We start from the raw sequence: 13,828 nt of genomic DNA, 5'->3' as shown, positions 1-13,828 counted from the left end.
CGATTTTTCTTAACTTGCAGGTCGAACAAAAAATTGCTTTTTATGAAACCTATCATCGGTATCACGTTAGGAGATTACAACGGAATCGGACCGGAAGTAATCTTGAAATCCTTAGCCAGTCCTCGCTTGCTAAAGTGGTGTACGCCTGTGATTTATGGTTCTGCCAACGTATTGGATTTTTACCGCCAAAAATTCGAATTAAAAGAGTGGTCCATCGCCGTGATTCAAGAAGCCTCCGAAGCTATATCAGGCGAAAGCTTTGTTATTAACTGCTGGGACGATGCGTCTACCCTGGTAGAACCCGGAAAAGAGACCAAAGAAGCGGGGAAAGCCGCCTTTGATTGCCTAGAAAGAGCCGCGAACGACTTAGATCGCGGACTAATTTCCGCACTCGTTACTGCTCCAATCAATAAACACAACATTCAATCCGAAGACTTCAAATTCCCAGGACATACGGAATATTTAACCGATCGTTTCGAAGCAAAATCATCTCTTATGATGATGGTTTCAGATGGCTTTAGAATGGGCGTAGCTACTGGCCACATTCCTCTATTAGAGGTTTCTAAGGCCTTAAGCGCTGATTTATTGCGCACAAAAATCACCTTATTCTTGAAGAGTTTAAAGGAAGATTTCTCGATTGACAAACCTCGTTTAGCTGTGTTGGGTTTAAATCCACACGCGGGTGAATCAGGACTTTTAGGACAAGAAGAATTAGAGATTATTCAACCGGTAGTGGATGAATTTAGAACAAAAGGCAACTTGGTTTTTGGGCCTTATCCAGCGGATGGTTTCTTCGGAAAAGCGCAATTCAAAGAGTTTGACGGCGTTCTGGGTATGTACCACGATCAAGGTTTGATTCCGTTCAAATACATCGCTTTTGACTCTGGTGTGAATTTTACAGCTGGTTTACCTGTTATTCGAACCTCTCCAGACCATGGAACAGCTTATGATATTGCTGGCCAAAACGTAGCCGATCCAGGTTCTTTCCTTCAGGCCTTATTTTTAGCATTAGATCTCGTAAAAAATAGAATGAATGCGTAAAGTGTTGATCGTCGACGAGGTTCATCCTTCGATGGCAGAAGGGCTAACGAATCTAGGATTCGAGGTGGAAACACGTACTGATCTATCTCTAGCAGAATTCACATCGATTTTGCCTGGATACGAAGGATTAGTCGTTCGAAGTAAATTCAAAATCACGGCAGATATTCTGACAGATACCACATTGACTTTCATCGCCCGTGCAGGCGCAGGGCTAGACTTATTAGATGTCGATGCCTGCCTATCCAGGGGAATCGCGGTTTTCTCTGCCAATGAGGGAAATTCAGACGCGGTGGCGGAACACGTTATTGGACAGTTATTATCGCTTGCGCACAAACTACATACGTCGGATACCGAAGTACGTCACGGATTGTGGGAAAGAGAAGGTAATCGGGGATTTGAACTCAAAGGAAAGACCATCGGTATCATCGGATATGGAAACATGGGTAAAGCGGTCGCTTCGCGACTTGCTTGTTTCGGAATGACCATTTTAGCCTATGACAAATACACCCCATCAGCTGATTATCCAGCTACGATGGAGCAGCTATTTGAACAGGCTGATATAGTAAGTTTGCATATCCCCTTGACTTCTGAGACGCGCGGATTAGTTTCAATTGAGTTTTTAGCATCTTTCAAAAAGCCCATCATACTGATCAATAGTTCTCGAGGACCTATTGCTCCACTGGAACCCTTGTTACACGGATTACGTACAAGCAGAATCAAGGGATTGGCGCTGGATGTGCTTCCAAACGAAAAGTTATCCACTTGGTCGCCAGTAGAAAAAGAACTTTTCGCCGAAATCGCCGCTTATCCAGCCACCATTTTCAGTCCGCACGTGGCAGGTTGGACCACTGAAAGTTATTATAAAATCAACGAGGTATTACTCGAAAAAATAAAGTCGCATTTCCAGCTATGAATTACCCTCTAAATCTTGCCGAAAAACTGGGTTTCAACCAGGTAAAAGAGGAAATTAAGCAGCTTTGCTTAAGTCCGATGGGGCTAGAATACGCGGATAAAATGCGCTTTTCGGACCGGTTCCCTTTAGTCAAGCAATGGGTAGAACAGGTCGATGAGATGGGCCGCATTTTGGGCGAGCACGGTGGCGAATTTCCGCAGACTGATTACTACGATTTACGTTCTTATCTAAGTCCATTGCAGCTGGAAGGCCATTATTTATCGGCGGATGAATGGAGGGATTGGCAACGCGCGTTAACCGTTTTGTATGAAACCATTCGGTTCTTTGCGGCAATTGATTCAAGCGAATACCCCGAAATACATAAAATCACCCAGCATTTTCTCGCCAAAGGCGCAGAAAGCGATGGAGATTTCAGGCAAATCATTCCGATTATTCAGGATTTAGACCGCGTATTCGATGTGAATGGTCAAATCAAGGAAACAGCCTCCCCTTCTTTAGGCGATTTACGTCGCCAGAGGATAAAGGAGGAACAAAGTCTACGTAAAAAACTCGATTCCTATTTAAGCCAGGCCTATAAAGAGGGATGGGTGAGCAAGGATTTCTCTTTGACCTTGCGAAACGGCCGGATGGTAATTCCATTAGCAGCTGAGCACAAGCGCAAGATCAAAGGTTTCGTTCAAGATGAATCGGATACGGGGAAAACCGTTTTTTTAGAGCCTGCGGATGCGCTGGCAATGAACAATGAGATTAAGTCTTTGGAATCAGCGGAGCGTCGCGAGATCATTCAGATTTTATCGAAACTATCGGATCGCATTCGTCCATTGACACCCTTTTTAGCTCACGCCTTCTCCTGGTTAGGGCTGATTGATTTTATCCGGGCCAAAGCCTTGTGGGGAAGCGAACATAAAGCTATCAAACCGACGTTTATCCAAGATAAACCGATCGTTAACTGGACCGATGCGCGACATCCGCTCCTAGAAAAATCGCTCGAAAAAATTGGCAAGAAGATTAAACCACTGACCATTCGTTTAGAAGAGGACCGCCGCATTATGGTCGTTTCTGGACCCAATGCGGGAGGTAAATCAGTTACCTTAAGTACGGTAGGTTTATTGCAATTCTTATTCCAATCCGGCTGTCTAGTGCCTTTAGCTGAAGGTAGTACGATGGGCTTCTTCTCTCAACTCTTCCTGGATATGGGGGACGAGCAAAATCTGGAAAATGAATTAAGCACCTATTCGTCTCACTTAAGTAATATGCGTTATTTCTTGCAGCATGTGAACGAGAAAACGCTGATTTTAGTTGATGAGTTTGGTACGGGAACGGAACCCTCTTTAGGGGGTGCGATTGCGGAATCCATCTTAGAGAAACTGGCTGATAAAGGATGTTACGGCGCAATCAATACGCACTTTGGCAACTTAAAAAGCCTAGCAGATCGCCAAAAAGGACTTTTCAACGCCGCCATGCGTTACGATACCGAACATTTGGAACCCCAATTCATTTTGGATATGGGAAAACCGGGAAGTTCGTTTGCCTTTGAAATTGCCCAGAAAATTGGTTTACCTAAAGCCATCATCGAAAATGCACGTAAGAAATTGGGCAAGAAGCAGGTGGATTTTGACAAGTTATTACTGGAAACAGAGACGGAGAAGCAGATTTGGGAGAGTAAAAACGCCAGTTTAGCCTTAGCTAATGAGCAGGCAATTTCCATCAAGGAAAACTACGAGCGCCTGAAAAATCACGTGCAAGAAGAGCAAAAGGCGATGTTGAATGCGGCGAAAGCGGAAGCAAAAAAAATCATCCTAGAGGCGAATCAACGTATCGAGCAGACCATCAGACAGATCCGCGAGAAAGAGGCTGATAAAGAAAAGACGAAGGAATTGCGTGCGGATTTAGAACAATTCGTTCAAAAAGAATTGAAAATCGTGGCGCCATTAAAGGTCGTTTCCGAAACTCCTGGAATCGTTTATGCCAACTCCCCTATTGCAGTGGGCGATTGGGTGGTGATTAAAGGGAGTGGTGACGAACCTACTTTGGGACAAATTCTGGAACTAAAAGGAAAAGACGCAGTCATTTCTCTGGGAGCCATTCGCAGTACGATTAAACTGAATCGCCTCCAAAAAATCGTCGCGCCCAAACAGCAAAAGAAAAGTACAGCGCCACTTCTTGGCATCGACATCAACGATCGCATGGCGCAATTTCAGCTAAAATTAGATATCAGAGGGAAGCGCGGCGAAGAGGTTTATGTCATTTTAGACCAATACATCAACGATTGCCTCCTATTAGGCGTTCCAGAAGTTCAAATTTTGCACGGAAAAGGCGACGGAATTCTTCGCACCCTGATTCGCGAGCAATTGCGTCGATACCGAGAAATCAAAAACATCACTGACGAACATGCAGATCGTGGCGGTGCGGGAATCACCATCGTTACCTTTAAATGATCCGATTATTTGCCTCCCTTTTTGCCCTCTTTTTCTTATCTAGCTGCATGCTACAATATGCCGCTGGCCTCACCCAAATTCAACAAGAAAAATACAAAGAGGCGACATATAACTTTTCGGTGGCTCTGACAAAAGATCCTAAAAACCCCGAAATCTACTTCGCCAGAGCTTTTTCACGAGGTTCCATGGAAGAATACTCGGGTGCCATTTCTGACTTAACTAAAGCCATTCGCCTTGATTCCACGAATGCGGATTATTTCTTCTACAGAGGTTACTTCAAATCTAAATTAGGGAACGATAAAGGTGCCATCAAGGACTTTTCTAAATCCATCATTCGCTACCCTTATTATGCGGAGACCTATTATAATCGGGGAATAAATCTGATGCATTTGGGTTTGATCGATGATGCTTGCCTTGATTTTAAGACGGCGATCGAGTTAGGGGATACGCTTTCGTTGAAGTACCAAGCTTCTTTGTGTAAAGAATAAAGCATAAAGCACAAAGAATAAAGGAGATTATAGATAAGAGAGTAGAGATACTTGACTTATCTCATTCTAGCGTATGATTTCCATCAGTTATCCCCCTCCATCGCTAGGGTAATTTTGCAAGGCTTTTATATAGCCTCCAAAATTTTCCAGATGAACTCAAAATCAAATCATACCTTCCATATCCCCGTTATGGGATTAGCATTTACCGTGGACTCCCCTATTAAAGTGGCCCGTTTTGGCATTTCCTCCGTCCTCTCCTTAGCAGAAGATCGCCTGATCGAAATGATGCGAAAAAAGTATAGCGAAGTAGCCGGAGATGACTACCAACCCATAGGACCTAATGTGGAGGATTACCGGGCGAAAAGGATTACGAGTTACCTAAATCTAGTCCATCGTATCGTGCAGAAGCAGTTCAAAACTTTACAGCAAGAAGCTTTTGGAGAAGGAAATGAAATCGACCAGTACTTTGAGATGTTGCCCACCGATTCAGTTCTACGGGCCTCTTACACGCAACTATTGAAAACGGATTGCCCCACTAAAAAGGGGATGTTAGCGAATGAATTAAGGTCAAAAATGCAGCCAGGAAGCATCGATGTAAATATTATGACCAAATTGGATAAAAGTAATCCAAGCCCGAATGGGGATATAAAAGAAGAAAATTCCGATGCGGTGGCGGCATTAAGAGGCTATGCACTCAGTGATTTAAGCAATTCATCCATGGTTTTTTCAGCGGGAATGAACCCACGGTTGTTCAATTATTTAGAACAATTCGAGGATTTCCAAACCGGTAAAAAGAAGGTTATCGTCAAAGTGACCGATTTTAGATCGGCCTTGATTCAAGGGAAATATTTGGCCAAAAAAGGCATTTGGGTAAGTGAATTTCGCATCGAATCAGGATTGAATTGTGGTGGACATGCATTTGCGACAGATGGGTATTTGCTTGGCCCCATTTTAGAAGAATTCAAAACAAAAAAACAAGAGCTAATCGACACGATGTTCTCCCTTTTTCAAAAAGGAGAGAAAGCTCCCGCCATTAAAATTTCTGTACAAGGGGGCATCGGAACGCACGAGGAGGACCAATTATTACACGATTATTATGCGGTAGACAGCACCGGATGGGGCTCACCATTCTTATTAGTTCCTGAAGCGACCACGGTGGATGAGGAAACGATGCAATTGCTTGCTGCATCGAAAAAAGAGGATATTGTTTTAAGCAAAAGTTCTCCCCTCGGCGTTCGATTTAATTATCTAAAAGGCACTTCTGGCCACAAAGAGCGCTTAAATCGGATAAAACAAAACAAGGCAGGAAGCCCTTGTACGGAAAAACATTTAGCTTTTAATACCGAATTTACGACGGAACCCATTTGTACCGCATCGAAAAAATACATTCAACTAAAATTAGCGACACCGGAAGGACAAGCAAAAAAAGAAGAGATTTTAGCCAAAGAATGCCTCTGCGTAGGGTTAAGCAATTCTGCAGCTATCGTCAATAAAGAATCATTTGTCAAAAAACTAACCGCCGTGACCATGTGTCCAGGTCCGAACATCGCCAATTTCTCCCAAATTGTTTCCCTTAAAACCATGCTTGATCATATCTATGGTCGCATCCAAGATTTGACGAAAGAGAGTCGTCCACACCTATTTTTGGCAGAACTAGAACTCTATGTGAACTTCCTGGTAGAATCAATCGAAGAAGAAATCAATACGGAGACTTGGGCTAAACGGACGAAATATTTCCAAACTTTCACCGCAAATCTGCAATCAGGAATCGAATACTATAAAACCGTACCAGCCTTAGCGAAAAAGTCATTCCTGAATACCTTAGAAAGCATGGAAAACGAATTGCATTTTATTCAACAAAAATACACGCTTCAGACCATTGAATCGTAGGCCAAAGGCTTGGAAAGGCTACAAATTTTCGTGTTATTTGTAGCTTATTTTCCAATTTATAACGATTCATTATGTCTATTGCAAAAACCGGCGACAAGGTTGCCGTACACTACACTGGTAAACACACCGACGGTGCTATTTTTGACTCTTCTGTAGGAAGAACACCCCTTGAATTTCAATTAGGTTCAGGCATGGTCATCAAAGGTTTTGATGATGGCGTAACTGGCATGACCATTGGCGAGAAAAAAACCGTTGTTATTCCGGCAGCTGAGGCTTATGGCGAGCATTCTCCAGAAAATACGGTAACGCTTGAGCGCGCTCAAATCCCCACACACATCGAATTAGAATTAGGTGCCTCTCTTTCCATGCACCAAGATGGTGGTCACGTGGTAGAAGTAGTGATCACTGATTTAACAGATTCTCACGTCACTTTAGATGCCAATCACCCGCTTGCTGGCCGTGATTTAACATTTGAACTAGAATTAGTATCGATTTCATAAGCTATGAAAATGAATTTGCGCTTCTTTGCCCCCCATGGGATTGTCCTTTTGGGTTTCCTATTGATCGCTTTTATCTATTGTGGACCGGTTCTGCAAGGGAAAGTTTTGATTCAACATGATATTCAGCAAGCCCAAGCGGCGGCACAGGAGAGCATTCAATACAAAGAAAAAACCGGTGAGGATGCCTGGTGGTCGAACTCGATGTTTGGCGGGATGCCCACCTACCAGATTTCAGGATCGTATCCGTATTCGATTTCTGCCAAAATAGGTTCTTTCATTACCAATCTACTTCCCAGCCCCGTGAATTTGCTTGTCCTACAAATGTTAGGGATGTATATTTTACTTTGGGCGATGGGAGCCTCCCCTATTTTAGGCTTTGCTGGATCTGTTTTCTACGCATTTGCTACTTACAATATGGTGATTATTCCAGCAGGTCATACCTCTAAAGTAATTGCTTTAGCCTACGCTCCTATCGTTTTAGCAGGTGTAAAATTAGGCTGGGGTAATCGAAAATGGCTAGGCGCTGCCCTATTCACATTGGGAATGGCTTTAGAATTATACGCTAACCACGTCCAAATTACGTATTACCTTTTCTTCATTATTGGTTTTTACCTTATTTATACCCTTTCACAAGCCATCAGCCAAAAGACCGTTGCCGACTGGTTCAAACGTGGATTATTGCTGGGTTTGGGTTTAGTTTTAGCCTTAGGAACGCACTCGATGCGTCTTTGGAATAACTATGAATATTCGAAAGAAACAACGCGTGGTGCCTCCGAACTAAGTGCGAATAAATCGCGTGGAGATGGTTTAGACCAAACCTATGCCTTCGATTGGTCCTACGGTATTGCTGAAACAGGAACTTTATTAATCCCTAATTTCATGGGGGGAGCTTCTGCGGGAGATTTAGGTGGAACGGCTTCGAATACTTACCAAACGATGTCTAACGCAGGTATTCCCGACGAACAAGCTTTAGGATTCGTCGAAAAAGGACCCGCCTATTGGGGGGATCAAAGCTATACAGCCGGCCCTGCTTATGCTGGAGCCTTGGTGATCTTCCTGTTTTTGTTTGGAGCCTTCTACATCAAATCTGCCGAAAAATGGTGGATCATCGGATTCACAGCTTTATTCATCACCTTCGCTTGGGGTAAATATTTCTTCTTCAATGGGATTTTATTCCAATACTTCCCCCTATTCAACAAGTTTAGGGCCATCACGATGGTACTTTCCTTTGTGCAATTAGGATTTGTTAGCTTAGGTATTTTAGGGTTGATTCGATTCATTCAACAAAAATCGAGCTGGTCAGAAATCAAAAAACCGCTGTTTTATGCAGCCGGATTAAGTGGTGGTCTTGCCTTGTTTTTCGGTATGGCACCGGATTTATTCTTTGATTTTAAAGGACCCAATTTTGGAGGATCCTTGATCCAAGACACCGCCCTGAATAACCAAATCTGGCGCTCCATCCAACTAGATCGCATTGAATTATTTCAATCCGATGCCTTCCGCAGTTTCTTTATTGTATTGATCGGCGCAGGTATTTTATGGGTGGCAAGTACAGGGAAAGTGAAAAAATCCATCTGGTTAATCGCATTAGTGCTTTTAGGTATTTTTGATTTAACGCCGGTGGCAAAACGCTATTTTGGCAAAGATTTCTTTGTTTCCAAGGCTACGCTAGATGAACAAATCCTACCTACTCCAGCTGATCAAAAGATCCTACAAGATTCTACGCATTACCGTGTGGTGAATGTGGCGACGAACTTTATGAGCGATGCCACTACGTCTTTCTACCACCAATCTTTAGGTGGTTACCACGCAGCTAAATTGCGTCGTTACCAAGAATTAATCGAGAAACAATTTACAGGCAATCCAGGACAAATGAACATCCTGAATATGTTGAATACGAAATACATTTTGAGCCCTGATTCTACTGGTCAATTAGCACCACAAACGAATCCAGGTGCTTTAGGTAATGCTTGGTTTGTATCTAGCGTAAATGTCGTTCCTACTGCGGATGACGCCTTAAATGGAATCGGTAAATTCGATCCACGCTCTGTGGCTTTAGTAGAACAAAAAGATGCCGCTTTCGTACCTACCGCCACATTCAAGACGGATGGCAACATTCAATTGACGGAATACAAACCGAATCATTTGACTTATACCTCTGACACGAAAGCAGCTGCCTTCGCCGTATTTTCCGAGATTTACTACCGCGGAAACAAAGACTGGAAGGCTTATATCGATGGAAAAGAAACGAATCACGTTCAGGCGGATTATGTCTTACGTGGCTTAGCGATTCCTGCGGGGAAACATACCATTGAATTTAAGTTTGCCCCCGTTTCCGTGATTACGGGGAATAAAATTGATTTGGCAGCTTCCATCGCGATGCTTTTATTCCTTGTATTTGCCTTTTATCAAGCGGCTAAGGCCAAAAAAGAAACCATATGATCTACTCCATGACGGGCTTTGGAAAATCCCAAAAAGAACTCCAAGACCTGCAAATCCGTGTCGAAGTCAAAAGTCTAAACTCGAAGTTTACGGATATATTTTGCCGTGTTCCGAAATCGCTTTCAGCTAAAGAAATAGATATCCGAAATTACCTCACCCAACAATTAGAGCGAGGTAAAATGGAGCTGAATCTGCACCTCCAAAAAAACAATGAGAACGTAGAGCAAAGCATCCTTCCACAAGGTCAAATTGCTACCTATTTTACCGAATTAAAACGTGTAGCGACCGAACTAGGGATCACGAATATCGACGAAAACGCCTTGTATCTACAGGCCATGTCCATGCCTAGTTTGAACGCTTCGGATCATTCACAAGACAACGAAGAAGAAATTGAGGCACTTTGGAAAGTAGTTTTTGAAGCCGTCCAAGAAGCGGTAAAAGAATGTAAGGAGTTCCGTGCCCGAGAGGGAAAAGTGGTAGAAGATAAATTCCGTGAATATATCGCTGCCATCAAATCTGGATTAGCCCAAGTATTAGAGCAAGACAAAATTAGAATGCCTGGTATCCGTGAACGGATGCGCAATGCTCTGTTAGAACTTGGTTTGAAAGAAGATTTCGATAAAAACCGCTTCGAACAAGAGGTCGTTTACTACATCGAGAAATTTGATATCTCCGAAGAGAAAGTACGCTTAGCTACACACTTGGACTATTTCATCGAAATCTTAGCTGAAGGAAACGGCAAGAAACTTAATTTTATGGCGCAAGAAATTGGTCGAGAAATCAACACAATAGGCTCTAAAGCGAATGATTCCACTATTCAGCGACTAGTCGTGAATATGAAGGATGAGTTAGAGAAGATTAAGGAGCAGACTGCAAATGTTTTGTAGTTGCGGAGCAATTATAAAACATTCAAAGCACAAAGAACAAAGCAAAAAGAACAAAGTTGGATATTGCTTCGCAACAGCACATGAAACATTTTAAATACTATAAAAAAAGGGAGCGATGCTCCCTTTTTTTATTCCAACTTTGAACTTTACTCTTTGAACTTTGAAATTTACAGAATGATTAAAGCGATTCCAAGGCACCCTAACCCAATCCCCAACCACTGCTTCTTCGTCAACTTTTCCCGGAAGAATAACAAAGCCGTTACCGCACTCAGCAGTATCACTCCTAGGTTATAGATAGTTAAAACCACCGCGCCATTTTGTTGGTAGGCATCCAAGGCTTTTAACAAGAAGTAGAAAGAGAAGAAATTAGGTAATCCTAATGGGATTGCCGCTAAAACGGAGCGAAGCGACCAAGTCACACCACCTGTAATCGTCCAATAAGCTAAAACAACAGCGGAAGTTACCATCGAACCTAGCAGGAGCATCAACGTAAACGAAATACTTCCTCCCACTTGCTGCACAATCGCAGCGTTTAAATAATTAAAAGCCGTATTCGTAATCCCATACGCCACAAAAACAGCGACTAAAGCCCCAATAACAGGTTTTTGGACTGATCCTGTCCCGGATGGACTACAGAAATAGATAGCAGCAAATGATAAGATAAGCCCCGCAATGACGGGTAAAGTGAGATCCCCTCCCGTCTTCCAAATAAAAAGATTCACCAGGACGGGAATCACTAAAGAGATGTTATTGGCTAAAGACGTGGGCGCCATTCCGTTTTTTACGGTCGAATAACCCGACAATAAAAATGTTATCACGAAACCAACTCCAATACCCAAAATCCCCAAGGAATAACCCGTGGAAGGCCAATGGAAGGGAATTGCATCCATTTGATGGAAATACCCCGTTAAAAAACAAACGGGGTAGTTTAATAGAATGGCAATACGCGTATCGATATTGAATTTTGCGTGGGCACGAAAATTGACCAACAACAATACAGAGAATACGATCGTTAAAATAAGAGCTACCATTTTATGAGTTCTTTACAAGGTCCTCTAAAAGTGCCACATATTCCGGCGAATTATTCAAGCTCTCTACCAATTGCCAGTGCTCGCCACCTGCTTCTTCAAATAATTCTTTGTACTCCTCACCCACTTCAATCGTGGTTTCTAGACAATCCGCCACGAAAGCTGGAGAGAAGGCTAAAATCTTCTTCTTACCTTCTTTAACTAACTTTTTAATCGTCTCATCCGTATAAGGTTGTAACCAAGGGTCACGACCTAAGCGGCTTTGAAAAGCAGTACCAAAGGTTCCTGGTTTTAATCCCATTTCTGCAGCGATTAGACGAGTAGTCTCGTGGCATTGGGCCCGGTAGCAACTGTGGTTTTTTTCTGTAATCGTTTCACAACAAGTACCAAACACACACGTATTCTTCGTGATATCTCCCTTGCGAATATGGCGTTCTGGAACTCCGTGATAAGAGAATAAATAATAATCGAAGTTTACGTCTTTTTGGTAGTTCGCAGCTTTATCAGCGAAGTATTTGGCAAAAATAGGATGCTGGTAAAAATAGCTCACCATCGAAAGAGATGGCATAATTTGCCAATCAGACATAATTTCCATCACGCGCTCATAAACGGAACCGGTGGTAGCTGAGGCGTATTGCGGAAAGAAAGGGATGACAATTAATTTCTTCAGATTTGCGGTTTGCATTTCTGACATAACTGACTTTAAATCTGGACTTTGGTAACGCATAGCTAAGCGAACCATGTATCCATCACCTAGTTTTTCGGTCAAAGACGCGCAAACGTCTTCCCCGTAAAACTTCAAGGGAGAACCGCGCTCTTCCCACAGCTCTTTGTAGATTTTCGCAGATTGGGGTGCTCTGAAAGGGGCAATTATCCCATTCACTAATAAGTATCGGAATGGATAAGGAATGTCAATGACACGACCATCCATTAAAAACTCCCGTAAATACTTGCGTACACTTGGGGTACCCGGATCATCTGGAGTTCCCAGATTAACTAATAAAACACCTATCATAGTTTGAATTAAAGCACAAATTTGTGCCTAAAAAACTAGAATACCCAACCTTCTGGGGTAATTTTTGTCCGTGTATTCGATTCGATGCAAGGAACCTTATCTTGACAACCCACCGATCCTGGAGGACAAGCATAGGTTTCTCCTGGAATTATAGGAATGATAGGCAACTCCCCTATCGGAATATTCTTAGAGCGATCGACAATAAATATTTTTTTACGCACGGAGAATACATTGAATATACCTATCACTTTCTCTGCTGGATTCGTTAGGGATTTGATATTTAAACTAAAACGCGTTTCAGCAGGTACATCAAATAAAGAACCGGAAGACTGAATTTGAGAAATAAGTGATTGATAAAAATCAAAGGCACTTCGGGTAATAGAGCGTTGTTCCAAACGGAAATAATAAGGGGTCCAGTTATCGAATGGAATTCTGGCTACTTGACGACCTACGACTCTTTGGCCATTCGTTAGAACATCTGAGAAAACATTCAAATCATTGTTTGTAGAGATGTCCCAGCAATTACCATCACACATATAATTCAAAATGGCATCCGTAGGAAAACGAGGTTGCACGCAATCTAACTTCTTGAAATCATAACGGCCACCATCGGTGCAGGTAGCGCATAGTCTAATTTTTTCAAAGTGTTTCCAGTTCCAAAGGTAAAAGTCTCCCTCACTTTGGAAATCTTTAAAATCCAAGTAAACGGAGAATCCCGCACGTCTGACATCGACTTTAGGATATTGTTCTAAGGTCTCAAAACGAGTGATTAGATTTTCAATTTCTGGCACGGCCTTCATCGTTTCTACTGCACTTTCATACGTTTGACCCGTGAGTAATTTAACAGCCAATTTATAGGATGATCCTACTGCACCTTTAAAACCTGCACTAGGATAGTAAGTGCCTGTAGGAATACCCTCTGTAAAGGTCGTTTTGACTCCGTTTTGGTCTGTCACAGAAACGGTCGCCTTCGAAATAGGAAGAGAAAATTGGGAAGTAAGTCGATTAGATGAGCTCGTTAAACGCACTTTACTTAAGGCTGCGTCATCTGAAATATCTGCTTCTATTGTGGTGAAAGAGGTCGAATCTACTTGAACGAAATCCGTAATCGGATTCACACATGCCCATGCGATTAAGCCCACTAAAATGGTATAAAAAAGACTGCTTTTATATAATTGAGGCATGA

11 protein-coding genes are annotated in these 13,828 nt (G+C 42.6%); 8 read left to right on the top strand and 3 right to left on the bottom strand.

The window, feature by feature from the left end; translation table 11 throughout:
- The first annotated feature begins 42 nt into the window (after positions 1-42).
- The 8 genes from pdxA (at position 43) to EWU21_RS07885 (ending at position 10,599) form a co-directional block, all read left to right on the top strand.
- Positions 43-1,041 carry a 4-hydroxythreonine-4-phosphate dehydrogenase PdxA gene (gene pdxA / locus EWU21_RS07920; protein WP_130896278.1) on the top strand — a complete coding sequence of 333 codons (999 nt, stop codon included), beginning with the start codon at positions 43-45 and terminating at the stop codon, positions 1,039-1,041.
- Positions 1,034-1,954, top strand: a complete 921-nt coding sequence (locus EWU21_RS07915; protein WP_130896277.1) for an NAD(P)-dependent oxidoreductase — start codon at positions 1,034-1,036, stop codon at positions 1,952-1,954. Before pdxA ends, EWU21_RS07915 begins: the two co-directional genes overlap by 8 nt.
- On the top strand, positions 1,951-4,392 hold the full coding sequence (locus tag EWU21_RS07910) for an endonuclease MutS2 (protein ID WP_130896276.1): 2,442 nt from the start codon (positions 1,951-1,953) through the stop codon (positions 4,390-4,392). The genes EWU21_RS07915 and EWU21_RS07910 overlap by 4 nt, the downstream gene beginning before the upstream one ends.
- A gap of 47 nt (positions 4,393-4,439) precedes the next feature.
- Positions 4,440-4,880 (top strand): tetratricopeptide repeat protein, encoded by a 441-nt coding sequence (locus tag EWU21_RS07905; protein ID WP_130896275.1) that lies wholly within the window; start codon positions 4,440-4,442, stop codon positions 4,878-4,880.
- Positions 4,881-5,030: 150 nt separating this feature from the next.
- Positions 5,031-6,770, top strand: a complete 1,740-nt coding sequence (locus tag EWU21_RS07900) for a hypothetical protein (protein WP_130896274.1) — start codon at positions 5,031-5,033, stop codon at positions 6,768-6,770.
- 71 nt (positions 6,771-6,841) lie between these two features.
- A complete protein-coding gene (locus EWU21_RS07895; protein ID WP_130896273.1) occupies positions 6,842-7,270 on the top strand; it encodes an FKBP-type peptidyl-prolyl cis-trans isomerase in 429 nt (142 codons plus the stop codon).
- Positions 7,271-7,273: 3 nt separating this feature from the next.
- Positions 7,274-9,712 (top strand): YfhO family protein, encoded by a 2,439-nt coding sequence (locus tag EWU21_RS07890; RefSeq protein WP_130896272.1) that lies wholly within the window; start codon positions 7,274-7,276, stop codon positions 9,710-9,712.
- Positions 9,709-10,599: a YicC/YloC family endoribonuclease gene (locus EWU21_RS07885; protein ID WP_130896271.1), complete on the top strand. Its 891-nt coding sequence runs from the start codon at positions 9,709-9,711 to the stop codon at positions 10,597-10,599. Before EWU21_RS07890 ends, EWU21_RS07885 begins: the two co-directional genes overlap by 4 nt.
- Positions 10,600-10,766: 167 nt before the next feature.
- On the opposite strand, the gene EWU21_RS07880 is transcribed toward EWU21_RS07885, so the two are convergent.
- Genes EWU21_RS07880 through EWU21_RS07870 form a run of 3 tightly spaced genes read right to left on the bottom strand, consistent with a single transcriptional unit; the run spans position 10,767 to position 13,826 of the window.
- Positions 10,767-11,630 carry a DMT family transporter gene (locus EWU21_RS07880; RefSeq protein ID WP_130896270.1) on the bottom strand — a complete coding sequence of 288 codons (864 nt, stop codon included), beginning with the start codon at positions 11,628-11,630 and terminating at the stop codon, positions 10,767-10,769.
- A gap of 1 nt (position 11,631) precedes the next feature.
- A complete protein-coding gene (hemH, locus tag EWU21_RS07875) occupies positions 11,632-12,642 on the bottom strand; it encodes a ferrochelatase (protein WP_130896269.1) in 1,011 nt (336 codons plus the stop codon).
- Between the two features lie 35 nt (positions 12,643-12,677).
- Positions 12,678-13,826 (bottom strand): DUF4249 domain-containing protein, encoded by a 1,149-nt coding sequence (locus tag EWU21_RS07870; protein ID WP_130896268.1) that lies wholly within the window; start codon positions 13,824-13,826, stop codon positions 12,678-12,680.
- Positions 13,827-13,828: the final 2 nt, after the last annotated feature.

This window comes from Aquirufa antheringensis (assembly GCF_004307425.1).
GTDB lineage: Bacteria > Bacteroidota > Bacteroidia > Cytophagales > Spirosomataceae > Aquirufa > Aquirufa antheringensis.
This window is presented reverse-complemented; position numbering and strand designations above follow the sequence as displayed.